The sequence below is a fragment of the Streptomyces gossypii genome (assembly GCF_025165795.1).
Lineage (GTDB): Bacteria > Actinomycetota > Actinomycetes > Streptomycetales > Streptomycetaceae > Streptomyces > Streptomyces gossypii.
Window position 1 is genome coordinate 145957 of the sequence record NZ_JAJAGO010000008.1, and the last position, 25889, is coordinate 171845.

Below are 25889 nucleotides of genomic sequence, written 5' to 3' on the forward strand. Positions count from 1 at the left end.
GGGTCGGCCCCGGCCGTTCAAGATTCGCGCGGGCGACATCCCGACGCGGATCGCGATAGCGTCGCAGTCGTACCATCCGCCGCGTCGGCCGCGGGCTCCGCACCTGCTCCACGCGGGGTCACGGACCGGCGCGTTGGTAACAGCCGACGAGCCTAACCAGCTTGCGCCACCTTGGAGGTGAGGGTGTCTCAGATCGCAGGCGAGCCCGGGGACAAGGACTTCGTCGAGGTCCGGCTGCCCGCTGCGGGCGCTTACCTGTCCGTGTTGCGTACCGCCACGGCCGGGCTCGCTGCCCGCCTGGACTTCACTCTCGACGAAATCGAGGATCTTCGGATCGCGGTCGACGAGGCGTGCGCGATCCTGCTCCAGCAGGCAGTGCCCGGTTCCGTGCTGAACTGTGTGTTCGAACTCATCGGTGACTCGCTCCGGGTCACCGTCTCAGCACCCACCACGGACGGCCGGGCCCCGGAGCGCGACACCTTCGCCTGGACGGTGCTGTCCGCTCTCGCGGGCGAGGTGGATTCCATGGTGTCGGAGGACCGCACGGTCACGATCAGCCTGCGGAAGCAGCGCGGCGCGAGTCCGGAACCATCGTGACCGAGCACGAGGCACGAGAAGTGTGGGCGGGCCGCCCCGAGGCGGCCGGCCCCGGCATTCCCGAGCAGCAGGCCCGGCCGCATCCCGCCGACACCAGCGGTCCGCGGTCCGGGCAGGCTGCGAGGGGGCAGCGGGCAGGGACGGCGGAGCGGGCGGACTCGATGGACCAGCACCGGCACGAGAAGCACCGGCACAGCCAGTACCGGCAGCACGATCCGCAGGACCGCAGCGGTGCGCGTGCCCTGTTCATCGAGCTGCGCAAGCTGCCGGACGACTCGCCGGCCCGTGCGGAGCTGCGCAATCACCTGGTGCGGATGCATCTGCCGCTGGTGGAGCATCTGGCCAGGCGGTTCCGCAACCGCGGCGAGCCGCTGGACGACCTCACCCAGGTCGCCACGATCGGGCTGATCAAGTCCGTGGACAGGTTCGATCCGGAGCGCGGGGTGGAGTTCTCGACCTACGCCACCCCCACCGTCGTCGGAGAGATCAAGCGGCACTTCCGTGACAAGGGGTGGGCGGTGCGGGTGCCGCGCCGTCTGCAGGAGCTGCGGCTCTCGCTCACCTCGGCCACGGCGGAGCTGTCCCAGCAGCACGGCCGTGCGCCGACGGTGCATGAACTGGCCGAGCGGCTCGCGATCTCGGAGGAGGAGGTCCTGGAGGGGCTGGAGTCGGCGAACGCCTACAGCACCCTCTCGCTGGACGTCCCGGACACCGACGACGAGTCCCCGGCCGTCGCCGACACCCTCGGCGAGGAGGATGACGCACTGGAGGGGGTGGAGTACCGCGAGTCGCTCAAGCCGCTGCTCGAGGAGCTGCCGCCCCGCGAGAAGAAGATCCTGCTGCTGCGGTTCTTCGGAAACATGACGCAGTCGCAGATCGCCCAGGAGGTCGGCATCTCCCAGATGCACGTCTCCCGCCTGCTGGCCCGCACCCTCGCCCAGCTGCGCGACCGGTTGCTCGTGGAGGAATGAGCCTCGCGGAGGAATGATCCGCGCGGGGAGGAGCACCGGGGGAAGTTGACCGGGAGGCCGTGCCCCACGGCCTCCGGCAGCCCGGCAAGCCTTACGTCAGCGCGTCCAGCCCGCGCCAGCCCATCGGCAGGCCGTCCTAGGCGTCCTGCGGCCCGATGCCGAGCGCCTCGGTCGCGGTGGGGTTGACCACACAGGCGAGCACCACGATCGCCGTGAGGGCGATGGCCACTCCACCCAGGATCCAGAAGCCGCCGTTCTGCGCCATCTGCCAGCCGACCGGCAGCCCCAGCAGCTGGATGATCATCGAGGGCCCGCGGCTCCAGCGGCGCTGCCCCCACAGCCCCCGCGCGGCGACCAGCGGCAGCACGGACAGCGCGAGCACCGTCAGGGCCAGTGTGAGGGCCTGGGTCATGCCGTCCGGGTCCCCGGTGAAGAGCAGGACCAGCGAGACCAGCCCGAGCCCGGCGATCACCGCCCCCTCGAGCGCGGTCAGCACGGCCGCCGCGGTGAGGCGGGCCGGGCGGGCTGGGGACGAATCGGTGTCACTCACCCCAGCAGGGTAGCCCGGCACCCGACTGGGCCGGGTACCCCCGCGTGGGTACGCTGCACTCCATGCGCGCACTTCTCGTGGTCAACCCGGCAGCCACCACCACCAGCGCGCGGACCCGTGATGTGCTCTCGCACGCCCTTGCCAGCGATCTGAAGCTGGAGGTCGCGACGACGGAGTACCGCGGACACGCCCGTGACCTGGCACGGAAGGCGGCGGAGGACGGCCAGACCGAGCTGGTGATCGCGCTCGGCGGCGACGGCACCGTCAACGAGATCGTCAACGGACTGCTGCACCACGGGCCCGATCCCACCGCGCTGCCCCGACTCGCGGTGGTCCCCGGGGGCTCCACCAATGTCTTCGCCCGCGCGCTCGGCCTGCCCAATGACGTGGTGGAGGCCACCGGTGCCCTGCTGCACGCGCTGCGCGAGCGCAGCGAACGCACGGTCGGGCTGGGCCTGGCCGCCGGCGTGCCGGGCACGGAGGACTCCGAGGTGCCCGCCCGCTGGTTCACCTTCTGCGCGGGCTACGGCTTCGACGCGGGAGTGATCGGCCGTGTCGAGCAGCACCGCGAACAGGGCAAGCGTTCGACGCACCCGCTGTACGTTCGACAGGTGCTGCGTCAGTTTCTGAACGAACCGCACCGCAGGCGCGGCACGATCGCGCTCGAACGTCCGGGTGAGGAAACGGTGGAAGACCTGGTGCTCGCCACGGTCTGCAACACCGCCCCGTGGACGTATCTCGGCAACCGCCCGCTCTACGCGGTGCCCGGCACCTCCTTCGACACCGGCCTCGACCTGCTGGGACTCGCCCGCCTGACCCTGACGTCCGCCACCCGCTACGGCACCCAGCTGCTCACCTCCACGCCGGATCGCGGGCCGCACGGCAAGCACGCGGTCTCCCTGCACGATCTGACGGACTTCACCTTGCATTCGCAGGTTCCCCTACCCCTTCAGATGGACGGCGACCACTTGGGGTTGCGTACCAGCGTTCAGTTCACAGGCGTACGGCGTGCACTGCGTGTGATTGTGTAAGCCGAAGGGCCTAAAGTCCTTTTACTCGAACGTTTAGGCTGGCTTCCACCCCCTGGAAGTACGGCTGTGAGTGATGCGACGCCAAGGAATCAAAAAAAAGTTGCCGGAAGGGGTTGTATCCGTCGCCGAGGTTTGCGACTCTCTTCATGGCGATCGGGACGGCCCCACAAGCGGCCCCCTTGAGAGCCCGAATCCTCCTCCTCATTCCTGTGGGACCCGCATCACACATTGGCGCGGAGCTCTTCCCCTGTGGGGGGATTCGTGAAAGCGTTCACATTCACAAGCAACGAATCGCCACACGAGGAGAGGTAGCAGCCATGGACTGGCGTCACAACGCCGTTTGCCGCGAGGAAGACCCCGAGCTCTTCTTCCCCATCGGCAACACAGGTCCCGCGCTGCTGCAGATCGAGGAAGCCAAGGCCGTCTGCCGCCGCTGCCCCGTCATGGAGCAGTGCCTGCAGTGGGCCCTGGAGTCCGGTCAGGACTCCGGTGTCTGGGGTGGCCTCAGCGAGGACGAGCGCCGCGCGATGAAGCGCCGCGCCGCCCGCAACCGAGCACGGAACAACGCCGCGACCGCCTGAACGGCGGCCACCCGGCCACCCGGCAGCTGTTATCCCGAGCCGCAGCGCGCAGTGCACTGATACGCACCGCACACGCATCATCCTGAGCCCCGGACCGTGACTTCCATCGTCACCGTCCGGGGCTCAGGGCTTTTCCGCCGCGAGCGGCAGATCGAAGATCACCCGGGTGCCGCCCCCGGCAGCGAGCACCATGTCGAACGTGCCTCCCAACTCCCCCTCCACCAGCGTCCGTACGATCTGCAGCCCCAGGTTGCCGCCACGCCTCGGGTCGAAGCCCTCCGGCAGCCCCCGCCCGTCGTCCTGGACAGTCACCAGCAACCGGCTGCCGCTCGCCTCCCTGCCCGTACCACCGCCGCGCACCGCCCCCACCTCGACTCTGCCGTGCGTCCCTGGCAGGAAGGCGTGTTCCAGCGCGTTCTGCAGCACCTCGGTCAGCACCATGGCCAGCGGGGTGGCGACCTCGGCGTCGAGAATGCCGAAGCGTCCGGTGCGGCGGCCGGTCACCAAGTCCGGAGACATGTCCGTGACCATGGCGAGCACCCGGTCGGCGATCTCGTCGAACTGGACGCGCTCATCCAGGTTCTGGGAGAGCGTCTCGTGGACGATCGCGATCGAACCCACCCGGCGCACCGCCTCGTTGAGTGCTTCACGGCCACGGTCGGAGTCCATCCGGCGGGCCTGGAGACGCAGCAGCGCGGCGACCGTCTGCAGGTTGTTCTTCACCCGGTGGTGGATCTCCCGGATGGTGGCGTCCTTGGTGAGCAGCTCCCGCTCGCGGTGCCGTACCTCCGTGATGTCGCGCAGCAGTACGAGCGAGCCGATCCGGTTGCCCTTGGGCTGGAGCGGGATGGCGCGCAGCTGGACGACGCAGTCGTTGCCCTCGACCTCGGCCGCGCGCGGTGCCCAGCCGCTGGCGAGCTTGACCATCGCCTCGTCCACCGGGCCACGGGACGGGGCGAGTTCGGTGGTGGCCTCGCCGAGATGGAGCCCGACCAGGTCGGCGTTGAGGCCGAGACGGTGGTAGGCGGAGAGCGCGTTGGGGCTCGCGTACTGCACGACACCCTCGGCGTCGAGCCGGATCAGGCCGTCCCCCACTCGGGGTGAGACATCCGTGTCGCCCGGCTGCCCGGGGAAGGGAAACGATCCGGCGGCGATCATCTGTGCCAGGTCGGAGGCGCTCTGGAGGTAGGTCAGCTCCAGGCGGCTCGGTGTCCGCACGGTGAGCAGGTTGGTGTTGCGCGCGATGACGCCGAGAATCCGGCCCTCCCGGCGCACCGGGATCGACTCGACCCGTACGGGGACCTCCTCGCGCCACTCCGGGTCCCCCTCGCGCACGATCCGGCCCTCGTCCAGCGCGGCATCCAGCAGGGGCCTGCGGCCGCGCGGGACGAGGTGGCCGACCATGTCGTCCTGGTAGGACGTCGGGCCGGTGTTGGGGCGCATCTGGGCCACGGAGACATAGCGGGTGCCGTCGCGGGTCGGGACCCAGAGGACGAGGTCGGCGAAGGACAGGTCGGACAGCAGCTGCCATTCGGAGACCAGCAGGTGCAGCCACTTGAGATCGGGATCGCCGAGGGCCGTGTGCTGGCGTACGAGGTCGTTCATGGAGGGCACGCCGCCGAGCCTACCGGCGGCGGGCGGCACTGCCGCAGCGCGGCCATGGACAGGAGTAATGGTCTAGTCCACAATGGAGCGTGAAGTGAAGCACTGCCTCCGCTCCCCCCGCACAGGTGGGCGGAACGAGGCACCGGCGCTCTCTGCCCTGACCGCGCCGGGGCCTCCGGTGCCGATCCAGCTCCGGGCTGCGGTGCCGGACGGGCTGAGGGTCCCGTCCCGGCGCCGCGGCCCGTAGTCGTCCACGGCCGTAGTCATCTGCGGCCCGTAGCCGCCAGCCCCGGCGCCGCAGCGCCACGCACCATGCCGAACGCACGACGGCGCGCCCCTCTCCGCAGGGAGAGCAGCGCGCCGTACGCCGTGCCGGTCAGGTCACTTCGTCTCCGTCACCTTGGCCAGCGCACGGGGCGCGTCCGGGTCCTGGCCGCGGGCGATGGTGACCTCGTAGGCCAGCATCTGCAGCGGGAGGATCTCCAGGATGGGCTGGACCTCCTCCGCCACCCCCTCGGTCGGCAGCACGAAGCCCGCGGAGGCGGCCTCCACCTGCCGCTGCGGGCCGACGACGACCAGGTCCGCCCCTCGGTCCAGCAGCCTGTCGAGGACCGGCTGCAGCGCGTCTCCGCCCTTTCCGTCGGTGACCACGGCGATCACCGGGGAAATGTTGTCCACCATCGCCAGCGGACCGTGCAGCAGGTCCGCGCCGGAGTAGGACAGGGCGGGGATGTAGCTGGTCTCCATCAGTTTCAGCGCGGCCTCCTTGGCGGTCGGGTAGCCGTAGCCGCGCGAGGTGATCACCATGCGTTCCGCGAAGCGGTAGCGGCCCGCGAGTGCCTTGACCTCGTCCTGCCGGGCCAGCACCGCCTCGGCCAGCTCCGGCAGCGCCTTCGCCGTCTCCGAGCCGTCGCCGCCCCGCATGCCCTCGACGAACAGGTAGAGGGCCAGCAGCTCGGCCGTGTACGTCTTCGTCGCCGGGAGGGCCTTCTCCGGGCCCGCCAGCACGTCGATGTGGAACTCGCTGACGGCCGCGAGCGGCGAGTCGGCGTTGTTGGTCACCGCGAGCGTGACGGCACCGGCCTCGCGGGCCGCCTTGGTGGAGGCGACCAGGTCCGGGGAACCGCCCGACTGGCTGACGGTGATCACCAGGCAGTCGGTCAGATCGGCCTTCGCCTCGTAGGCGGTGGTGGTGGACATGGAGGTGAGTCCGCAGGGCTTGCCCAGCAGCACTTCGAGGAGGTACTTGGCGTAGAGCGCCGCGTTGTCGGACGTACCGCGTGCGGTAAGCAGTACGAAGCGCGGGTTCCTGGCAGCGATGCGTTCGGCGGTCTCGCGGATCGCCGGGGCGCCTTCCTCGAGAATGCGCCGCAGCACCGCGGGCTGCTCGGCCATCTCACCGGACATGATCCGTCCCGGCACGCGGGACTGCTGGGACGGAGTCGGTGCGGACATGCGGGGTGCCTCCAGGTGGCTGTGTGCTGTGCGAACCGAGGGGGTCAGCTGCCGGCCCCCTTGCCGGTGATGACCTCCGCGGCGGCGCGACCGCAGACGCGGGCGGCGCCATGTGTGGCGATGTGCAGCGCCCCGGCCGGCGGCGCCTGCGGCAGCCCCATCTCGACCACGACCGTGTCGGGCCGTACGGCGAGCAGGGCGTCCAGTGCGCCGGCCATCCAGGGATGCCGGTGGACGTCGCGTACTACGGCGACGATCCTACGGTCCGCCGCCGCGGCGAGCACATTTGCGAGCAAGCCGGACGCGTCCGCGCCGCTCGTGTCCTCGGGGGCGTAGGTGGCGGTGGTGGTGCCGGGAAGGAAACGTTCCAGCTCCGCAGCGGGTCCCCAGGGCGTCTCGCTGCCCACGGCGATGTTGGCCAGCGGGGTGAAGGCTGCCACGAAGGGCGGCGAGGTCAGCGGTTCGTAGCCGTCCGAGCCGGTCACACGAAGCGCGCGGCGGGCCGCGCGCAGTCCCACATCCGTGCCCGCCCGGCTGTGGGACGAAGGAGCGGGCGCGCTCCCCTCCTGCTGTCGCGGCGCGCCCGCGCCCTCCGTCCAGTGCGCCAGTTCGCGCACCCGTGCTGCGGCGTCGGCGAGCCTGTCCCGCAGTAGCTCGCCGTCGCGGACGGCCCTCACCAGCGCGTCACGCAGCCGCAGCACGGTGTCCTCGTCGGCCAGCCCTCCGCCGACGCAGATCGCGTCGGCCCCCGCTGCGAGGGCGAGCACGCTGCCGCGCTCAAGGCCGTAGGTGGCGGAGATGGCTTCCATCTCCATGCCGTCGGTGACGATAAGGCCCTGGTGGCCGAGGCCGCCCTGGCTCCGCGGTGCCCGCAGCAGGCCGGTCAGCGCGGCGGCGCTCAGAGTGCCGGGCAGCGCCTCGTCCAGCGCGGGCAGCAGGATGTGGGCGCTCATCACGCACTTGCTGCCCGCCTCCACCGCGGCGCGGAAGGGCACCATCTCGCGGTCGTTGAGGGTGCCGAGGTCCACGTCGATGCGGGGCAGCGCGTGGTGGGAGTCGACCGCGGTGTCCCCGTGTCCGGGGAAGTGCTTGACGCAGGCGGCCACGCCCGCGGACTGCATCCCCTCCACGTAGGCGACGGTGTGCCGTGCGACCAGCTTCGGGTCACCGCCGAAGGCACGCACGCCGATCACCGGGTTGTCCGGGTTGGAGTTGACGTCGGCCGACGGCGCCCAGTTGAGGTTGACCCCGCAGGCGGCGAGCCGCAGGCCCAGCGCGTGGGCGACGTCCCGGGTCAGCTCCGGGTCGTCGACGGCGCCGAGCGCGAGGTTGCCGGGGTAGGAGGAGCCCGTACGTGCCTCGAGCCGGGTGACGTCGCCGCCCTCCTCGTCGATGGCGACCAGCACCCCGGGCCGCGCCTCGCGCAGCTGGGCCGTGAGCGCGGCGAGCTGCTCGGCGGATTCGATGTTGCGTCCGAACAGCCCGACGGAACCGAGCCCTTCACGGAGCTGCCGGAGCAGCCAGCCGGGCGCGGTGGTGCCGGTGAATCCGGGCTGGAGGACGGCGAGCGCATCCCGTGTGACGGTGGTGGGCTCACTGGCGAGGGTCGTCATGGCGGTCATTCCCTTCGGGGTCAACCCTTCACCGCGCCGGCGCTCAGACCACTGACGGCACGTCGCTGGAGGAAGAGGAAAAGCAGGAGCACGGGGACGGCGAACAAGGACGAGGCTGCCATCGTGGCACCCCAGTCGTTGCCGAAGGCGGTCTGGAACTGGGTGAGCCACAGCGGCAGGGTGTATGCCTCGGAGTCCTTGTTCAGGACCAGCACCATGGCGAACTCGTTCCAGGCGGTGATGAACCCGAAGAGCGAGGTGGACATCAGACCGGGGGCGAGCAGCGGGAAGATGACGCGGAAGAACGCCTGGGTCCGGCTGCAGCCGTCGATCATGGCGGCCTCCTCCAGCTCCTTGGGCACCGCGGCGATGAACCCGCGCAGCGTCCAGATGGTGAAGGGGAGGACCATCACGAAGTAGATCAGCGTCAGGAAGCCGATGCTGTTGAGCATCTCGGCGTCCCGCGCGATCAGGTACATCACGATGACCATGACTTCCCAGGGCGCCATCTGGGCCATCATCACCGCGAGCACCAGCCCCTTGCGGCCCTTGAACTTCATCCGCACGATGGCGAAGGCCGCGGCGAGCGACACGAGGAGGGCGAGTACCACGGCGCCGATCGTGACGGTCAGACTGTTGCGGACGTACGTCCAGAACATGTCGACGCCGGTGGCACTGCCGTAGTGCTCGAACGTCGGGGTGAAGAGGAAGGTCGGGTCCTTGGTGAGGATCTCGGAGGCCGGCTTGAAGGATGTGGAGAACATCCAGTAGACGGGGAAGAGGAACAACGGCACCAGGAGGAGCGCGACGACGTTGGGCCAGACCTTGCCCATCGTCTTGCGGCGCCTGGCCTTCACGGCCGCCTTGTCGACCTTGCCGACCCTGTCTGCCTTGTCTGCCTTGTCTGCCTTGTCGGCGAGAACGGTGTTACTCACTGCTCCTCCTCCTGCTTGAGCATCAGGCGGAAGTAGAAGGACATCGCGATCAGCAGGATCAGGATCGTCAGTACGGACGCGGCGGCGGCCGTGCCGAAGCTCATCTGGGACATGCCCTCGACATAGGCGAAGACCGGCAGGGTCTCGGAGGCCCGGTCGGGGCCGCCGCCGTTGAGGGCGACGATCTGGGCGAAGGCCTTGAAGACCCAGATGATCTCCAGGAACGTGGTGATCAGGAAGAACGGCTTCATCATCGGCAGGACCACGGAGCGGAAGAGCCGCCAGTTGGAGGCGCCGTCCATGCGGGCGGCCTCGTACAGTTCACCGCTGATCGTGGTCAGTCCGGCGTAGAGGTTCAGCGACACGAAGGGCACCGAGGCCCAGACGATCAGCAGGGTCACGATGGCGAGGGTGGAGAAGCCCGACTCGAACCAGTTGTGCTGCTCGTAGCCTTCGAAGCCCAGTTCCCGCATCACCCAGTTCATGACGCCGAACTGCGTGTCGAACAGCCAGCGGAACACCGTGGCGGAGGCGACGATGGGCATTGCCCAGGCCATCACCAGGGACAGCGACAGGACCAGCCGCATCTTCTTGCCGAGCCGGTTCAGCAGCAGGCCGATCAGAGTGCCGATCACCATGATCAGCGCCACGTTGACGGCCATGAACACGAAGGTACGGACGACGACGGTCCAGAAGTTGTCGTTCGTCAGCAGGTCCGTGTAGTTGCTGAATCCGGTCCATACGGTCGTCCGGGAGATCATCTCCGTACGGCCGAGCTGCTGGAGGGAGATGATGACGTTCCGGACCAGCGGGTAGCCCAGGAAGACCAGCAGAGAGAGGACCGCCGGAGCGATCAGCACGTACGGCAGCCAGTTGACGGGGCGCGTGGGCTTGCCGCGGACTCCCTGACCGGGTTTCCCGGACGCGGGTCCGCCGGGTGGCGGCTCCTTGGCGACCGGAGCCGCTCCCTGGGTGTGCACGGTCATTTTCTACTTCCTCGGGGTGAGGGCCGGGGACGAGGGCAGGGCGGGGCGGGGGCGGCCCGCCCCGGCGCGGCGGGGCGCCCGGGGGGGGGGGGCGGGGGCGGTGGGGTGGGGGGGGCGCCTCCGGCAGCCGCGCTGCCGGAGGCGCCCCGTGGGTTCAGCTCTTGTTGACGCGCTCGGTGATGACCTTGTCGGCGTCCTCGCCGGCGTCCGAGGGGCTCGTGCCCTTGAGGACCTTGGTCATGTACTCCTTGATCGGGTTGGGGTCCGCCTCGACGTTCGCCCAGCCCGGAGTGATCGGCGTGATGTGCCCGGACTCCGCCGACTCGACCATGGCCTCCGCGAAGGAGCCCTTGGCGGGAGTGACCTGCGCGGCCGGGCTGTTGGGCAGCAGAGCGCCCTCGGTGGCCTCGGCGTACTTCTTCATCCACTTCTGCGAAGTGGCCATCTTCAGCCACTCCTTGGCGAGGTCCTTGTTCTGCGAGCGCTCCGAGACCGCGAGGTTGGAGCCGCCCAGGAAGACGCTGCCCGGCTTCTCAGCCGTCTTGCCGGGAATGGGGAAGTAACCGAAGTCGGCCTTGTCGCCTGCCTTCTCGATGGCCTCGATGGCGCCGCCGGCCTCCCAGCCCAGACCGATCCAGGAGGCGACATCACCCTTGGGCACGACCTCCGTGGACTGCTGCGGGGTGGCCTCGTCGGCGTCCTTGGGGCCGGTGGAGAAGGACTGGAGCTCCTTGTAGAAGTTCATCGCCTTCTCGGCCTCGGGGCTGGCCAGCGCGCCCTTCCACTTGTCGCCGTCCTCGACCGCGAGGTCACCGCCCTCGTCCCACAGGAGGCCCGCGTAGACGTACCAGCTCTGGCCCGGCAGGTAGATGGGCTGCTTGTCGCCCTTCTTCTTGAGCTTCTCGAGACCGGCGATCCACTCCTCGCGGGTGGTCGGCGGCTTCACGTCCGCGTCCGCGTAGGCCTTCTTGTCGTAGACGACGACACGGCTCGCCGCGTACCAGGGGGCGCTGTAGAGCTTCTCGTCAAGTTCGGTGGAGGGCAGCATGCCCTTGTTCCACTTGTCGTAGCCGAGTTCGCTCTTCATGTCGGTCAGGTCGGCGAGGCCGCCGGTGACCGCGTAGCCCGCGGTCTGCGTGTTACCGAGCTCGATCACATCCGGCGGGGAGTCCTCGGAGAGCGCGGTCGTGATCTTCTCCTGAATACCGTTCCACTGCTGTACCTTGATCTCGACCTTGACGCCCTTGTTCTTGGCCTCGAACTCCTTGTTGAGTTCCTTGGCCCAGGCATCGGGGGCCGATCCGTCCATGGCCCAGATCGTCAGCGTCTTGTCGCCGCCGTCGCCGCTGTCGCTGTCCGAACCACAGGCTGTGATACCGGCCACCATCGCTGCGGCTCCCACTGCCGCTATGAGTTTGCGCTTCACGCCATCCTCCTCAGGGACACCCAGAAACCCCCCGCCCACCGAGATGACAGAAGACATATGCCGCGTACTGCCCGTGGGTTTGGGTTCGGTCTTTAATGGTTTAGACCAGTGCCCAGAGCTTGGCCTAGACCTATAGGGGTGTCAACGGTGTATAAAGCTCACAGTCGTTTCCGTTACCGGAACGACATCTGAGCTGGGACACCACCCTTGGCGGGGCCCGTGCCACGATGTGACCTGCTACGTACACGGAGGAGCCGGTGACGGCAGCACGACACGAGTCGGGAAGGCGTGCCATGGGCACCGACGGGGTTGCGGCCACGGGGGTCGGCAGGAACAGCGCGAGCGCGGGCGGAAGCACCGGCGCGAGCGCCAACAACGGGCAGGCGGCCACCCGTACCGCGCGCGTACCCAAGTACTACCGGCTGAAGCGGCATCTGCTGGAGATGACCGAAACCCTGCCACCCGGCACCCCGGTGCCGCCCGAACGCACACTGGCCAGTGAGTTCGACACCTCCCGTACGACGGTGCGCCAGGCACTTCAGGAACTCGTCGTCGAGGGGCGGCTGGAGCGCATCCAGGGCAAGGGCACCTTCGTCGCCAAGCCCAAGGTCTCGCAGGCACTGCAACTCACCTCGTACACCGAGGACATGCGGGCACAGGGCCTCGAACCCACCTCACAGCTCCTGGACATCGGCTACATCACCGCCGACGACCGGCTCGCCGCCCTGCTGGACATCCAGACCGGCGGGCGGGTGCTGCGGATCGAGCGGCTGCGGCTGGCCAGCGGCGAACCGATGGCCATCGAGACCACCCACCTGTCCGAGAAGCGCTTCCCGGCACTGCGCCGCAGCCTGGTGAAGTACGCCTCGCTCTACACGGCGCTCGCCGAGGTCTACGGCGTCCACCTGGCCGAGGCGGAGGAGACGATCGAGACCTCGCTGGCCACTCCGCGCGAGGCCGGCCTCCTGGCCACCGATGTCGGCCTGCCGATGCTGATGCTCTCCCGGCACTCACAGGACACCGACGGCGAACCGGTCGAGTGGGTCCGGTCGGTCTACCGGGGGGACCGCTACAAGTTCGTGGCGACCCTCCAGCGCCCGCGCCACTGAGGGGCCCGCGTAAGCGGAATCCCCTCCCCCGACAGATCAGCGTGGTTCGGGGTAGTGACGCGGAGCTGCGACCTCGCTAGATTCCAGCGGATGACGCAGAAGGCGCGCAGAAACGGAGTCGCACGCATGTCCCCACCCTCCGGAACCGCCAGCGGCCCGGTCGTCACGCCCTCACGCGTGGTGGCCGGGCTGTGCCTCTTCGCTCCGTTCGTCTCGATGCTCTGGGTCGGGTCGTACGACAGCATCGACCCGAAGTTCATCGGCATCCCGTTCTTCTACTGGTACCAGATGCTCTGGGTGCCGATCTCGACGCTGCTCACCTGCATCGCGTACGTCCTGGTGCGCCGCGAGCAGGCCGCCCGGAAGCAGGCCACCCGGCCGCCCGAGGGGAGTGAGCCGAAGTGAACGAAGGCGTCAACGTCGTCGCGCTCATCGTCTTCCTCTTCTTCTTCGCCCTGGTCACCATCATGGGCTTCCTCGCCGCCCGCTGGCGCAAAGCGGCGGTTGCCGACAACCTGGACGAATGGGGTCTGGGCGGGCGGAGCTTCGGCACCTGGATCACCTGGTTCCTGCTCGGCGGCGACCTGTACACCGCCTACACCTTCGTCGCCGTCCCGGCGGCGATCTACGCGGCGGGCGCGGCCGGGTTCTTCGCGGTGCCGTACACGATCCTCGTCTACCCGCTGATCTTCCTCTTCCTGCCCCGGCTCTGGTCCGTCTCGCACCGGCACGGCTATGTGACCACCTCCGACTTCGTCAAGGGACGCTTCGGCTCGAAGAGCCTCTCCCTGGCGGTCGCCGTCACCGGCATCCTCGCCACGATGCCGTACATCGCCCTGCAGCTCGTCGGCATCCAGGCGGTGCTCGACGTGATGGGCCTCGGCGGCGGCGAATCGACGCACTGGTTCGTCAAGGACCTGCCCCTGCTGATCGCCTTCGGCGTGCTGGCGGCCTACACCTACTCCTCCGGCCTGCGTGCCCCGGCCCTGATCGCCTTCGTCAAGGACGCGCTGATCTACATCGTGATCGCGGTGGCGATCATCTACATCCCCATCGAACTGGGCGGGTTCGACGACATCTTCAACGACGCCGGGGAGAAGCTCTCGGAAAGCGGCGGTTCGCTGGTGGCCGGGCCGGACGCGCACTGGGCCTACGCCACGCTCGCACTGGGCTCCGCGCTCGCGCTGTTCATGTATCCGCACGCGATCACCGCGACGCTCTCCAGCCGCAGCCGCGAGGTGATCCGCCGCAACACCACGATCCTGCCGCTGTACTCCCTGATGCTCGGACTGCTCGCGCTGCTCGGCTTCATGGGCCTGGCGGCGGGCATCGAGGTCGACAACGGGCAGCTGATCGTGCCGCAGCTGTTCGAGAACATGTTCCCGGCCTGGTTCGCCGGTGTGGCGTTCGCCGCAATCGGCATCGGAGCCCTGGTCCCGGCCGCGATCATGTCGATCGCCGCGGCGAACCTCTTCACCCGCAACATCTACCGGGACTTCCTCAAGCCGGACGCCACCCCGGCCCAGGAGACCAAGGTCTCCAAGATCACCTCACTGGTGGTGAAGGTGGGCGCGCTGGTCTTCGTGCTCACGCTGGACAAGTCGACGGCGATCAACTTCCAGCTGCTGGGCGGGCTCTGGATCGTGCAGACCTTCCCGGCACTGGTCGGCGGGCTGTTCACCCGGTGGTTCCACCGCTGGGCACTGCTGGCCGGATGGGCCGTCGGCATGACCTACGGCACGATCGCGGCGTACAACGTCTCCAGCCCCACGCAGAAGCACTTCGGCGGCAGCAACGACACGATCCCGATGATCGGGGAGATCGGGTACATCGGGCTGACCGCCTTCGTGCTGAACGCGCTGGTGACGGTCGCCATGACCTTCGTCCTGCGGGCGATGAAGGCGCCGGACGGCGTCGATGAGACCACGCCGGCGGACTACCTGGCGGACGCCGGCGACCCGAAGGTGAAGGACCTGCCCCCGCAGAGGGCAGAACCGGAAGCCGAACAGCGGGAGCCCACCTCGGGCAGCTGAGCCCGGCAGCCGACCCAGCGATGCGGCGGCACCCCACCGCAGACAGTCGTCAGTGGGGTGCCGCATGCTGGCAGCCATGGACATCACGATCAGGGCCGCGCGGGAGGAAGAGCTGACGGGCGTCGGCGAGCTGACCGCGCGCGCATTCCTCGACGACGGCCTGCTGACCCACGGGACGGGCGATCCGTATCTTGCCGTGCTGCGCGACGCCCGCCGCCGGGCGGAGCACGCGGAGGTGCTCGTGGCGGTGGACGCGGAGGGCGAGGTGCTGGGCGCCGTGGCCTTCGTCGGCGCCGGCGGCGAGTACGCGGACATCGCGGGGGCGGGCGAGGCGGAGTTCCGGATGCTGGCGGTGCGACCGGAGGGGCGCGGGCGAGGTGTGGGCGAGGCGCTGGTGCGCGAGTGCCTGGCGCGGGCGCGCGGCCTCGGGCTGCGCGCGATGGTGCTCTCCAGCCAGCCGTCGATGGTGGCGGCGCACCGGCTCTACGGGCGGCTGGGCTTCACCCGCACCCCGGAGCGCGACTGGGAGCCCCTGCCGGGCCTCCTCCTCTGGACGTTCGCCCTGGAGCTGCCTTAGAGCCGCTAACAGAATGGGCGGTCGGCTTGCGACGCCTGGCACGCGCGCTCGCCGCGTTGTCGGAGTCGTCCATGTACGCCCAGTACGAGGACGATCCTCCGCCTTGCGAGCGCACGCACCAGACGCCGCAAGCTGATCGACCGCCCATTCTGTTAGGGGCTCTTAGGGCCTGTCCGGCGGACAGGCCCCAAGGTCTGTCGTGCCGGTCAGCAGCCGCCGCAGTTGTAGTAGGTCACGTCCCAGTGGTTGCCCTCGCGGTAGTAGACGTTCCCCGCACCGGACTTCCACTTGGAGCCGCCGATGGAGGTGAAGGCCCCCATGATGTAGTTGTCGAGGCAGCCGGACAGGCTGAAGTCCACCTTGTAGCCGTTCCAGTGGCTGTAGGTGCCGCTCGCGTGGCCGGTCTCGGTGCCGCCGGTGAGGTTGATCGCACAGCCGCTGGCGCTCTTCAGGGTGATCACCCCGTCCACGGTCGCTGAGTTGATCTGGTCGAAGGACGTGCAGTTCGGCTGGTTCCGGTTGGAGCAGCCGCCGCTGGAGGACCAGGAGATCCCGGCCGCCCGGAACTTCGCGGTCGCCTGCGAGTGGCTGAGCTTGGCCAACTGCTGGGCGCCTGCGGCGGGCGCCGTGGTGGCTGCCGCTCCGGTGGTGGCCGATGCGGCAGCGGTGGTGGCAGCGGTGACGGCCGTGACACTGGTGACGCCGGTGACCATCAGCGCCGCCGCGCCCGCGCCGGCGATCAGTCGAACCAGGCGGCGCCGTCCCGCCCGGGTACCGCGACGGCCGTCGCGGGCCGGAATCCTGACCATGATGCCTCCGTACGGTGGGGGAACACCGACATTGGCGGGCGCGGTGCAGCAGGTCAAGTACGCCGGGTAACTGCCAATGGCTCGTCCACTGGCACCCGGAGCACCCGTACCCGCCCGGCGGTCCGCGCGGCAGCGGGCCGAGCTCAGTCGTTCGGGACCGTCTCGTAGCGCGCGGTGCCCTCGGCCATCTGCCGGAGGGCCTCCTTCCGGTCCCGCTTGGAGAGCCGGTCGATGTAGAGATAGCCGTACAGGTGGTCGGTCTCGTGCTGAAGGCAGCGCGCGAAATAGCCGTCGCCCTGGATCACGACCGGCTTGCCCTCGGCGTCCTGTCCGCGGACGACCGCCCGGTCCGGGCGGTCGAGCGAGGCGTAGGCCGTGGGCACCGAGAGACAGCCCTCGTTCGAGTCGTCCAGCGCCCGCTGCTCAGCCGGGAGTTCGTCCAGCACCGGGTTGCAGACGGCGCCCACGTGCCGTACGCCGTCGTCGTCCGGGCAGTCGTAGACGAAGACCTTCAGGTCGACGCCGATCTGGTTCGCCGCCAGGCCGACCCCCTCGGCCGCCCGCTGGCTGGCGAACATGTCGTCGATCAACGCCGCCAGTTCAGGCCCGAATTCGGTCACGTCCGCACACTCCCTGTGCAGAACCGGATTACCGACGACCGTGATCGGATGTACGGTGCCGCGCTCGCAGTGTGCCCGCTCGCGCGCCTCGCAGTCCTCCGTGTCGACGACGAACTCTTCCACGGACTCCGACCGGGTGTCCTGCTGCTGCGCCATTCCGCCGTACGCCTTCCTCATGCCCGGAGTCCGGGATCCGTCTCGCCTCTACGCCCTACAGGGTACGGGTGCGATTGCGCGAGCTCAGCAGACTTCTTCCAGATCCCGCCACTCGCGGGTTTCCGGGCTGTCCGCGACCCAGCCGTCCAACAGCCCCCGCACCAGTCCGCCCGGCGCCGCGAGCCCGCATTCGCGCTCCGGAATCCACAGGTCACCGGGACCGCCCGCGGTCATGTGGCCGAGAGGCCCGGGGTGGCCCGGCGAGCTGTGGTCATGCGGGTCCAGGTGCAGCGAGCCGTCGCCCTCGTCGCTCGGCATCCGGCTCTCCGAGCACGAGCGGCACAGCAGCCGCACCGAGGACGACCAGTCCTCGGCCGCGAACCCGGCCTCGGCCGCGAGTCGTTCCAGCGCGTCACGGTCGGATTCGGACGCCGCCTCCAGCAGCACCACCCAGGTGGGCACGGGCGAGGGCGCCCAGAGTTCGATCTCGTCGAAGACGGGGTAGGACGGCCCGGCGGCGGTGGTGCGCTCGCCGTGCGGCACGCCGTCGTGCAGCACCACCTCGCCCCAGCGGCGGCCGGAGGAGGGCAGCGGAATGCTCTGGATCTCCAGCCGGGCCGGATCGATCCTGCTCCCCCACACCACCTCGGCCTCGCCCTCCGGGGAGAGCCGTACGGCCGCGCTGCCCAGCTGCATCCCGGTCGGCTCACCCGCCGCCGCGGCGGTCTGCGCCTCACCGGGCACCCGCAGCCCGTACGCCTGCCAGCTGCGGCGCGCGAGGGGCCAGTCCTGGAGGGCCGTGGCGGCGATGCCGACGTTCCACCAGTCGGGGGCGCCCGTGTCCCGGTCCAGCAGGGCGACGGCCCGCAGTCCGGCCGCCCTCGCCTGCTCCCAGTCATGGCGGAACTTGTGCAGCAGGGCGAGGTTGAACCACGACTCGGACAGCCACGGCTCCAGATCTGCGGCACGCGTCAGCAGGGCGCCGGCGTCCTCGTAACGTCCGTCACCGATGAGCGTGAACGCGCGGTCGGTCGCCTGCCGCCACGAGGCGGAGGGCCGGTGCCGCACTTTGCCGAAGATCCTCACGATGTGTCGCCTGATTCCCCTGTCGCTCGTCCGACGCGTCGCTTTCACCGTCGGGCGCCGGGTGTCGCCGTGTCTGTGCTTGTCGCTGTCGGTCGCAGCCGGGTCGCTGTGCAACACCGTGTGTACGCCTGTCCCGGGCGCCCGGCATGCGTGTTTCTAGTTCCCTCTTCGCATCCAACCATGCCCACTCGGGTCCGCGCTCACTACCCGTGAGTCAGGGGGGCTTGGACTCCGCGGCGAGCACCGGGAGGGGTGCGCGGTGGAGAAGCCGCCGAGGTGGCGCGCGAGGTGTCGCACACAGGTGCGAGGGAGGGTTCCTTCGGGGCTGGACCGGCACAAGGACGCGGCCTCACCCAATCGGGTGAGGCAGCGAAGTCCCAGAGGTCAGGCGAGGTGCTTACCGGAATCCGGCGTCGGTGCTCCCTCTGCCGCCGTCTCCGACAAGGCCTCCTTCGCCGGCGGCCGCTTCATCACCGGCTGCTTCGCCGAGTGCTGTTCCGTCACCGGCTGCTCCGCGACCGGCTCGCACTCACGGATCTTGTCGATTCGACCCATCACCTTGGACCGCAGGTCGGAGGGGACGTCGTCACGACCGCAGCAGCGCTTGACCAGCTTCTTGACCTCCTGCTCCAGCCCGTACTTCTCCAGGCAGGGGGAGCATTCGTCGAAGTGCTCCTGGAACTTCTCGCAGTCCTTGTCCGGCATCTCCTTGTCGAGATACTCATACAAATGGTTAAGGACCTCGGTGCAGTCCATCTCGTGCGGCTCTCCGCAGCTCATGAGCCCGAGCCTTTCCGGTCGTGCGACTCGTCAACGACTCCCGGCCCTGCCGGGGAAGCCCCGCCCGACGCCGATGCCGCGCCAGCCGGGACCAGGCCGCGCTCACGCGCGTAGTCCTCCAGCATGCCGCGCAACTGCCGCCGTCCGCGGTGCAGACGGGACATCACCGTGCCGATGGGTGTCCCCATGATGTCGGCGATCTCCTTGTACGCAAACCCCTCGACATCGGCGAGGTATACCGCGATCCGGAATTCCTCGGGGATCTCCTGGAGGGCCTGCTTCACATCGGAGTCCGGAAGGTGGTCCAGCGCCTGGGCCTCGGCGGAGCGCAGCCCTGTCGACATGTGCGACTCGGCACGGGCCAGCTGCCAGTCCTCGATCTCCTCCGCCGCGCTGCGCTGAGGCTCGCGCTGCTTCTTGCGGTAGGAGTTGATGAAGGTGTTGGTGAGGATGCGGTAGAGCCACGCCTTGAGGTTGGTGCCCTCACGGAACTGGTGGAACGACGCGTATGCCTTCGCGTACGTCTCCTGCACCAGGTCCTCGGCGTCCGCCGGGTTCCGCGTCATGCGGAGGGCTGCCGAATACATCTGGTCCAGGAAATTGAGGGCGTCCCGCTCGAAGCGCGCGTTGCGCTCCGAGGTGGTCTCCTGCGGCGTGGTCGGTGTGCTCTCCGTGCCGTCGTCGGTCCCGGTGACCGGACCCACCTCCTCCGATGATGTGACGAGTCCGTACGAAGACTCGCTCGAATCGGAGAATAGACGACGACCGCCTACCGGCGCCGCCTGAATCTTCGGGGCACCGGCCAGCGCCAGCGTGGCCCAGTCCAGGTCAGCGGCCTGGTAACGCTGCGGGCAAGCGACAGAACCCATGGGGGCGGCTTCCTCTCATCTGACGTACCGGGTGATCGCCACAACGCTCGTACCCGGAGACGTATTCCCCGGCCTGCCCGCCGCAGCCAGGGCCCGTCCCGTGGCCTGCCCGGGCGGACGGTCCCCCGGCTACGGGACCGTCCGCGCCAGCCAGTCCGCCACCGCGCCCGTCAGTACGGCCAGCACCTCGTCCTGGCCGGCCTCGGCCCGCTTCGGTACGGCGAAACCGTGATCGCCGCCGGGCACCTCGGCAAGCTCCGTATCACCCGGGAGCCCGACCGCCCGGAACTCCTCCGGACGCCCGAACGGATCGCGCCCGCCCTGCACGACGAGGACCGGAAGCCCCGCGCCGGTCAGCTCCCCCGCCCGGGACTTCTCCGGCTTTCCAGGAGGATGGAGGGGAAAGGCCAGCGCCAGCACGGCACGGGCGCCGAGCGCCTCGCCCGTACGGCAGGCCACCCGCGCACCCGCGCTGCGCCCGCCCGCGACGACGGGCAGCCCAGGGGCCGCCAGAGCGGGCCACAGCGCCGTCCAGCCCGCGTCCAGGGTGCGCGGCGCCGGGGCCACCTTGCGGCCCGCCACCCGCCACGGCTGCTCGACCAGCGCGACCGTCACTCCCCTCGCGGGCAGCGCCGTCGCGAGCGCCCGCAGGTCGCGCGCCTCGACGCCGCCGCCGGCGCCGTGTCCGAGCGCGAGCACGAGCCGGGCGCGGTCACCGGCGAACCAGTGGATCCGGGCTTCGCCCGCGGGTGTGAGAACCGTCTCAGCCTTCGGCGTGCCGCTCATCAGAACAGTGTTTCCTCTTCCGGAGCCGGCAGTTCCTTCAGCAGCTGGGCACCGTTGTTGCGCACGTTGCTGACGTCCGTCGAGACCGGGTAGGCGCGCATCCGGCCCGGCGGGGGCGGCACGAGCAGCTCACGCACCTGCCCGGGGTCCGTACGGGCCGGGTCCAGCCAGGCAGCCCAGCGATCCGGTGTGAGCATCAGCGGCATGCGCGGATGGATGTCACCGAGCGACTGCGGGCCCACTGCGCCGGACTCCCCGGTGGCTCCGGCCAGCAACGAGGTCTCCGCCTCCATGGTGATCACCGTGCACGTCGCCCACCAGGCGCGCTCGTGGTCGTCGGGCAGGGTGCTGTCCCGCCAGAACTCGTACAGGCCCGCCATCGCCATCACGCTGCCGTCCGCCGGGGTGACGAAGTACGGCTGCTTGCGCGGACGCTTCTTCCGCCCCTCCTGCTCCAGGTCCAGCTCGCCCTTGGCGGTCACCCATTCGAAGTACCCGTCGGCCGGGAGGAGACAGCGGCGGGTCGTGAAGGGCTTCCGGTAGGAGGGCTTCTCATGCACCGTCTCCGCACGGGCGTTGATCATCTTCGCCGCCGTCGCGGGTGACTTCGCCCACCCCGGCACCAGCCCCCACCTCAGCCGGCGCAGCTGCCGCACCGGACGCGGATCCTCGGAACCGCGCACCGGGCGGTCAAGGACCGCGTACACCTGCTTCGTCGGGGCGACGTTCCAGTCCGCCTCCAGAGCCTCCGCCGGCTCCCACTTCTCGATCCCGAACAGGCCGACCAGATCCTCGGGGCTCCTGCTCGCCGCATACCGTCCGCACATAGGTGCCAGACTGCCACGGCACTCCGCGGCACCGCCGCCCGTTGCAGGGATGGCCGCCTCCGCAGGAGAGCGCGGGGCAGCCGCCGCGGGGCGAGCAGAGGACGAGCTGGGGACAAGTAGGGGAGTAATGGACAACGCGAGCATCACCGACCTGTGGGACCGGATATTCGGTGCCCAGCCCGAGCCCGATTCGTGGCTGGTCCTCGCCACCGGTCTCGTCGCCCTCGCCGTGATCGTGCCGCACGGCCCGTGGCGGCTGGCGCGGAATGCCGTGACCATCGCCCACGAGGGCGGGCACGGGCTGGTCGCACTGCTGACCGGCCGCCGGCTCGACGGCATCCGGCTGCACTCGGACACCTCCGGACTGACCGTCTCGCGCGGCAAGCCGCACGGCATCGGCATGGTGCTGACGGCCGCCGCCGGATACACCGCGCCGTCCCTCCTCGGCCTCGGCGGCGCCTGGCTGCTCGCCGCGGACCACATAACGGCCCTGCTGTGGGGTGCCACCGCGCTGCTGCTGGCGATGCTCGTCATGATCCGCAACGCGTACGGCGTGCTGACGGTCGTCGTCACGGGCGGCGCCTTCCTGCTGGTGTCCTGGCTGACGGACGCGGAGGTGCAGGCGGCGTTCGCCTATGTGGCGGTGTGGTTCCTGCTGTTGGGCGGCGTACGGCCGGTGTTCGAGCTGCAGGGCAAGCGCAGGCGCGGCGGCGCCCCCGACTCGGACGCAGACCAGCTGGCCCGGCTGACCCGGGTACCGGCCGTGATGTGGCTGGTGCTCTTCCACGCCGTATCGCTCTGCTCGCTCATCGGCGGCGGAAGCTGGCTACTGGACCGGTGACCGGCCGGGCGGAAGCAGGCAGGGCCGGAACAGGCAGGAGCGTGACCCGGGCGGGCGCGGTTTCCGCACTAAAGTGGAGCGCATGACCGAACACACCGGACACGCCGTCACGGACCCACTCCACTGGCCCGCGCCGCTCTCCCCCGACCCTGTCGACGCGACTGTCGCCGTGCCCGGATCCAAGTCGGTCACCAATCGCGCGCTCGTCCTCGCCGCCCTCTCCTCCGAGCCCGGCTGGATCCGCCGCCCGCTGCGCTCCCGCGACACGCTGCTGATGGCCGGCGCACTGCGCGCGCTGGGCGTGCGGATCGAGGAGACGGTGCCCTCCAGCACCACCGCGACCGGCGCCGACGGCCCCACCGCCGTGGACGGCGGCACCAAGGCGGCCGGCACCGGCGAGGCGTGGCGCGTCATCCCCACCGGACTGCACGGCCCGGCGACCGTGGAGGTCGGCAACGCCGGGACGGTCATGCGCTTCCTCCCGCCGGTCGCCGCCCTGGCCGATGGACCGGTCCGTTTCGAGGGTGACCCCCGCGCGTACGAACGCCCGCTGCACGGCGTCATCGACGGGCTGCGCACACTCGGCGCCCGTATCGACGACGAGGGGCGCGGCGCGCTGCCGATGACGGTGCACGGCTCCGGCTCGCTCACGGGCGGCCCGGTGGAGATCGACGCCTCCTCCTCCAGCCAGTTCGTCAGCGCCCTGCTGCTGTCCGGACCACGGTTCAACCAGGGTGTCGACGTACGGCACAACGGCGGCCCGCTGCCGTCCATGCCACACATCCGGATGACCATCGACATGCTCCGCGCCGCCGGCGCACAGGTGGACGCCCCCGAGGACGGCGGCGAACCCAACCTCTGGCGGGTCACCTCCGGCGCGCTGCTCGGCCGCGATCTGGTCGTCGAGCCGGACCTCTCCAACGCACAGCCCTTCCTGGCCGCCGCCCTGATCACCGGCGGCCGGATCACCATCCCCGACTGGCCGGAGCACACCACCCAGCCGGGTGACGCGCTGCGCGACATCTTCACCGCCATGGGTGGCAGCTGCGTACGGGACGAGCGCGGCCTCACCCTCACCGGCAGCGGCCGTGTGCACGGCATCGACGTGGACTTGAGCGAGGTCGGCGAACTGACGCCGGGTATCGCGGCCGTCGCGGCGCTCGCCGACTCGGAGTCGGTACTGCGCGGTGTCGGGCATCTGCGGCTGCACGAGACGGACCGCCTCGCGGCGCTCACCGCGGAGCTCAACGGCCTCGGCGGCGACGTCACCGAGACCGAGGACGGCCTCCGCATCCGGCCGCGTCCGCTGCACGGCGGGGTCTTCCACACCTACGACGACCACCGGCTGGCCACCGCGGGCGCGCTGCTCGGCCTGGTCGTCAAGGGGGTCGAGGTCGAGAACATCGCCACCACGGGCAAGACGCTGCCCGACTTCCCCGAGCTGTGGCACGGGATGCTCGGCGAGGGCCCGCCCGGCACTCCCGGAGCGAGAGCTTAGAGGGTCCGGGCTCGCGATGCGCCGCTACGGCAAGCACACCGACGAGGACGACATCCGGATCCGCCCCGGGCGCCGCGGCACCCGCCCGCGCACCCATATCCGGCCGAAACACGAGGACGCGGCGGAGGGCTTCGTGGTCACCGTCGACCGCGGGCGCCTCACCTGCCTGGTGGACGGCCGGACGGTGACGGCCATGCGGGCGCGCGAACTGGGCCGCAAGAGCGTGGTGGTGGGCGACCGGGTCGGTGTGGTGGGCGACCTGTCCGGCGCGAAGGACACCCTGGCGCGGATCGTGCGGGTGGAGAAGCGGGCCTCGGTGCTGCGCCGTACGGCGGACGACGACGATCCGTACGAGCGGGTCGTCGTCGCGAACGCCGACCAGCTCGCCGTCGTCACGGCACTGGCCGACCCGGAGCCGCGCCCCCGGCTCATCGACCGCTGCCTGGTCGCGGCCTTCGACGCCGGGCTCACCCCGCTGCTCGTCCTGACCAAGTCCGACCTCGCCCCGGCGGCCCCGCTGCTGGAGGCGTACGCGCATGTGGGCGTACGCCATGTGGTGACCAGTCAGCAGGAGCTGGCGGCCGGTGAGACGGCGGAGCGGGTACGCGAATTCCTGTACGGCCAGAGCACGGTGTTCGTGGGCCACAGCGGAGTCGGCAAGACCACCCTGGTCAACGCCCTCGTCCCGGAGCACCAGCGGGCCACCGGTGTGGTCAACGCGGTCACCGGCCGGGGACGTCACACGACGACCTCGGCGCTCGCGCTGCCGCTGTCCGACGGGGTCGGCTGGGTGATCGACACCCCCGGGGTGCGGTCCTTCGGGCTGCACCATGTCGACCCCTCACGCGTCATCAACGCTTTCCCCGACCTGGAGCCGGGCACGGCGGAGTGCCCCCGCTCCTGCACCCATGACGAGCCGGACTGCGCGCTCGACGCCTGGGTCGCGGCGGGGCACGCCGAGCCCGCCCGGCTCTATTCGCTGCGACGCCTACTGGCGACGCGCGAGCGGCGGGAAGGAGACTGATCCCGTTCAGGTAGTCGGGTGGGCATACTGCACGCCCGAATCCCGCTCAACCGTTCAATCGGAGGCAGAAGAGCATGGCATGGCTGCTGGTCGTGGTCGCGGGGATCCTCGAAACGGGCTTCGCCGTCTGCCTCAAGCTCTCGCACGGCTTCACCCGGCTCTGGCCGACCGTCGCGTTCTGCGCCTTCGCGCTGGGCAGCTTCGGCCTGCTGACGCTCGCTCTGAAGCGGCTCGACGTGGGGCCCGCCTACGCGGTGTGGACGGGAATCGGTGCGGCGGGCACCGCCATCTACGGGATGGTCTTCCTGGACGACGTGGTCTCCGTGCTCAAGCTGGTCTCGATCAGCCTGGTGATCGTTGGCGTGATCGGGCTCCAGCTCTCGGGTGGGGCGCACTGAGGCTCGACGGGGCGCACTGCGCATCCGGACGCCGCCCGCGCGCGGGGTCGGCACCGCTCCGGCAGCCGTGATCCGGGGTGTCAGATGAGCAGGGGTCTCAGGTGAGCAGTGCCCGTACGACCTCGCCGATCCGTCTGCCCGCCTCCTCGTCCAGCCCCTCGCACGGCGCCTTGACCGGCGCCACCAAGTAGGAGAGCGCCAGCCGCAGGCCCACCTCGCAGGCCCGGCGCAGCGTCTCCGGGTCCGGTGCCATGCCCCCCGGGGTGCCGCCCGCCACCCCGGACACCATGCGGTCGCGCAGCTCGGCGGCGAGTTCGGCCGGTGCGGCGGGCCGGTCGTGCGCGGCCAGTGGCATCCGGGTGCCCCAGCAGCCCGTGAGGGCGGCCCGGACGATCGGCTCGCCCGGTGCGGTGCGCAGCATCCAGGCAGCCGCCGCCGCGCAGCTCGCCGCTGGGTCGCCCCCCTTGCGTGCCGTCTGGGAGGCGACCGCGATCGCGGTGTCGAGGAAGTCCGCCACACGCTTGCTGACCAGCGCGGTGCCGAGTCCCTCCTTGCTCCCGAACTCGTTGTAGAGGGTCTGCCGGGAGACGCCCGCCCTGACGGCGATCTCGACCATACGGACCCCCGTCCAGGGGCGTTCCGCCACGGCGGCGTGCGCGGCCTCGAGCAAGGTCTCTCGTGCAGTCGGCATGCATGCCTCCCGAAGGCCCGACCCGAAGGCCCGAC

Annotated in this window: 27 protein-coding genes; 12 read left to right on the top strand and 15 right to left on the bottom strand. The window is 70.1% G+C overall.

All coding sequences use genetic code 11. From position 1 onward, the window contains the following. Positions 1-183 precede the first annotated feature (183 nt). Together LHJ74_RS18390 and LHJ74_RS18395 are read left to right on the top strand one after the other, a co-directional pair. Positions 184-597 (top strand): ATP-binding protein, encoded by a 414-nt coding sequence (locus LHJ74_RS18390; protein WP_260219165.1) that lies wholly within the window; start codon positions 184-186, stop codon positions 595-597. After that, entirely contained in the window at positions 594-1568 is a 975-nt protein-coding gene (locus LHJ74_RS18395) for an RNA polymerase sigma factor SigF (protein WP_260219166.1), read from the top strand. The genes LHJ74_RS18390 and LHJ74_RS18395 overlap by 4 nt, the downstream gene beginning before the upstream one ends. Before the next feature lie 136 nt (positions 1569-1704). On the opposite strand, the gene LHJ74_RS18400 is transcribed toward LHJ74_RS18395, so the two are convergent. Beyond that, positions 1705-2118, bottom strand: a complete 414-nt coding sequence (locus tag LHJ74_RS18400) for a hypothetical protein (protein ID WP_260219167.1) — start codon at positions 2116-2118, stop codon at positions 1705-1707. A 62-nt stretch (positions 2119-2180) separates the two neighbouring features. Between LHJ74_RS18400 and LHJ74_RS18405 the strand changes: the two genes are divergently transcribed. Both LHJ74_RS18405 and LHJ74_RS18410 read left to right on the top strand, forming a co-directional pair. Next, positions 2181-3149, top strand: coding sequence for a diacylglycerol/lipid kinase family protein (locus tag LHJ74_RS18405; protein WP_260219168.1), 969 nt, complete (start codon positions 2181-2183; stop codon positions 3147-3149). Positions 3150-3466: 317 nt separating this feature from the next. Continuing rightward, positions 3467-3730 (top strand): WhiB family transcriptional regulator, encoded by a 264-nt coding sequence (locus tag LHJ74_RS18410; protein ID WP_027747983.1) that lies wholly within the window; start codon positions 3467-3469, stop codon positions 3728-3730. Between the two features lie 123 nt (positions 3731-3853). Here the strand turns inward: LHJ74_RS18410 and LHJ74_RS18415 are convergent, their stop codons facing one another. The 6 genes from LHJ74_RS18415 to LHJ74_RS18440 form a co-directional block, all read right to left on the bottom strand. Beyond that, positions 3854-5335, bottom strand: coding sequence for a sensor histidine kinase (locus LHJ74_RS18415; protein WP_260219369.1), 1482 nt, complete (start codon positions 5333-5335; stop codon positions 3854-3856). A 381-nt stretch (positions 5336-5716) separates the two neighbouring features. Further along, the gene (locus tag LHJ74_RS18420; RefSeq protein ID WP_260219170.1) at positions 5717-6790 is read right to left on the bottom strand and encodes an SIS domain-containing protein; all 1074 of its coding nucleotides are present in this window, start codon (positions 6788-6790) and stop codon (positions 5717-5719) included. A gap of 44 nt (positions 6791-6834) precedes the next feature. Next, entirely contained in the window at positions 6835-8403 is a 1569-nt protein-coding gene (locus LHJ74_RS18425; RefSeq protein ID WP_260219171.1) for a glycoside hydrolase family 3 protein, read from the bottom strand. Between the two features lie 20 nt (positions 8404-8423). Further along, the gene (locus LHJ74_RS18430) at positions 8424-9236 is read right to left on the bottom strand and encodes a carbohydrate ABC transporter permease (protein ID WP_260219371.1); all 813 of its coding nucleotides are present in this window, start codon (positions 9234-9236) and stop codon (positions 8424-8426) included. A 98-nt stretch (positions 9237-9334) separates the two neighbouring features. Next, entirely contained in the window at positions 9335-10324 is a 990-nt protein-coding gene (locus LHJ74_RS18435; protein WP_260219172.1) for a carbohydrate ABC transporter permease, read from the bottom strand. A 154-nt stretch (positions 10325-10478) separates the two neighbouring features. Continuing rightward, the gene (locus tag LHJ74_RS18440; RefSeq protein ID WP_260219173.1) at positions 10479-11750 is read right to left on the bottom strand and encodes an extracellular solute-binding protein; all 1272 of its coding nucleotides are present in this window, start codon (positions 11748-11750) and stop codon (positions 10479-10481) included. Between the two features lie 293 nt (positions 11751-12043). Between LHJ74_RS18440 and LHJ74_RS18445 the strand changes: the two genes are divergently transcribed. The 4 genes from LHJ74_RS18445 (at position 12044) to LHJ74_RS18460 (ending at position 15469) form a co-directional block, all read left to right on the top strand. After that, on the top strand, positions 12044-12859 hold the full coding sequence (locus LHJ74_RS18445; RefSeq protein ID WP_260219372.1) for a GntR family transcriptional regulator: 816 nt from the start codon (positions 12044-12046) through the stop codon (positions 12857-12859). Positions 12860-12985: 126 nt separating this feature from the next. Beyond that, positions 12986-13264, top strand: coding sequence for a DUF3311 domain-containing protein (locus LHJ74_RS18450; protein WP_260219174.1), 279 nt, complete (start codon positions 12986-12988; stop codon positions 13262-13264). Continuing rightward, positions 13261-14892 (top strand): monocarboxylate uptake permease MctP, encoded by a 1632-nt coding sequence (mctP, locus tag LHJ74_RS18455; RefSeq protein WP_260219175.1) that lies wholly within the window; start codon positions 13261-13263, stop codon positions 14890-14892. The genes LHJ74_RS18450 and mctP overlap by 4 nt, the downstream gene beginning before the upstream one ends. Before the next feature lie 76 nt (positions 14893-14968). Continuing rightward, positions 14969-15469, top strand: coding sequence for a GNAT family N-acetyltransferase (locus LHJ74_RS18460; RefSeq protein ID WP_260219176.1), 501 nt, complete (start codon positions 14969-14971; stop codon positions 15467-15469). A 206-nt stretch (positions 15470-15675) separates the two neighbouring features. Here the strand turns inward: LHJ74_RS18460 and LHJ74_RS18465 are convergent, their stop codons facing one another. The 7 genes from LHJ74_RS18465 to LHJ74_RS18495 form a co-directional block, all read right to left on the bottom strand. Next, a complete protein-coding gene (locus tag LHJ74_RS18465; RefSeq protein WP_260219373.1) occupies positions 15676-16182 on the bottom strand; it encodes a hypothetical protein in 507 nt (168 codons plus the stop codon). Between the two features lie 239 nt (positions 16183-16421). Beyond that, positions 16422-17054 carry a peptide deformylase gene (gene def / locus LHJ74_RS18470; protein WP_260219374.1) on the bottom strand — a complete coding sequence of 211 codons (633 nt, stop codon included), beginning with the start codon at positions 17052-17054 and terminating at the stop codon, positions 16422-16424. A gap of 84 nt (positions 17055-17138) precedes the next feature. Further along, entirely contained in the window at positions 17139-18140 is a 1002-nt protein-coding gene (locus LHJ74_RS18475) for a tetratricopeptide repeat protein (RefSeq protein WP_260219177.1), read from the bottom strand. 384 nt (positions 18141-18524) lie between these two features. Further along, positions 18525-18920: a mycothiol system anti-sigma-R factor gene (rsrA, locus tag LHJ74_RS18480; protein WP_260219178.1), complete on the bottom strand. Its 396-nt coding sequence runs from the start codon at positions 18918-18920 to the stop codon at positions 18525-18527. Beyond that, a complete protein-coding gene (locus tag LHJ74_RS18485; protein WP_375546783.1) occupies positions 18917-19624 on the bottom strand; it encodes a sigma-70 family RNA polymerase sigma factor in 708 nt (235 codons plus the stop codon). The genes rsrA and LHJ74_RS18485 overlap by 4 nt, the downstream gene beginning before the upstream one ends. A gap of 294 nt (positions 19625-19918) precedes the next feature. After that, positions 19919-20575, bottom strand: coding sequence for an alpha/beta hydrolase family protein (locus LHJ74_RS18490; RefSeq protein ID WP_260219180.1), 657 nt, complete (start codon positions 20573-20575; stop codon positions 19919-19921). After that, entirely contained in the window at positions 20575-21402 is an 828-nt protein-coding gene (locus LHJ74_RS18495; RefSeq protein WP_260219181.1) for an SOS response-associated peptidase, read from the bottom strand. The genes LHJ74_RS18490 and LHJ74_RS18495 overlap by 1 nt, the downstream gene beginning before the upstream one ends. Before the next feature lie 127 nt (positions 21403-21529). Between LHJ74_RS18495 and LHJ74_RS18500 the strand changes: the two genes are divergently transcribed. The 4 genes from LHJ74_RS18500 to LHJ74_RS18515 all read left to right on the top strand — a co-directional run bounded on the left by LHJ74_RS18500 (position 21530) and on the right by LHJ74_RS18515 (position 25163). Beyond that, positions 21530-22243, top strand: coding sequence for a M50 family metallopeptidase (locus LHJ74_RS18500; RefSeq protein WP_260219182.1), 714 nt, complete (start codon positions 21530-21532; stop codon positions 22241-22243). A gap of 82 nt (positions 22244-22325) precedes the next feature. Next, positions 22326-23741 carry a 3-phosphoshikimate 1-carboxyvinyltransferase gene (aroA, locus tag LHJ74_RS18505; RefSeq protein WP_260219183.1) on the top strand — a complete coding sequence of 472 codons (1416 nt, stop codon included), beginning with the start codon at positions 22326-22328 and terminating at the stop codon, positions 23739-23741. A gap of 16 nt (positions 23742-23757) precedes the next feature. Then, positions 23758-24765, top strand: coding sequence for a ribosome small subunit-dependent GTPase A (rsgA, locus tag LHJ74_RS18510; RefSeq protein WP_260219184.1), 1008 nt, complete (start codon positions 23758-23760; stop codon positions 24763-24765). Between the two features lie 74 nt (positions 24766-24839). Further along, a complete protein-coding gene (locus LHJ74_RS18515) occupies positions 24840-25163 on the top strand; it encodes a DMT family transporter (RefSeq protein WP_260219185.1) in 324 nt (107 codons plus the stop codon). A gap of 97 nt (positions 25164-25260) precedes the next feature. Here LHJ74_RS18515 and LHJ74_RS18520 read toward each other — a convergent pair whose 3' ends face one another. Next, positions 25261-25854, bottom strand: a complete 594-nt coding sequence (locus tag LHJ74_RS18520; RefSeq protein ID WP_260219186.1) for a TetR/AcrR family transcriptional regulator — start codon at positions 25852-25854, stop codon at positions 25261-25263. Positions 25855-25889: the final 35 nt, after the last annotated feature.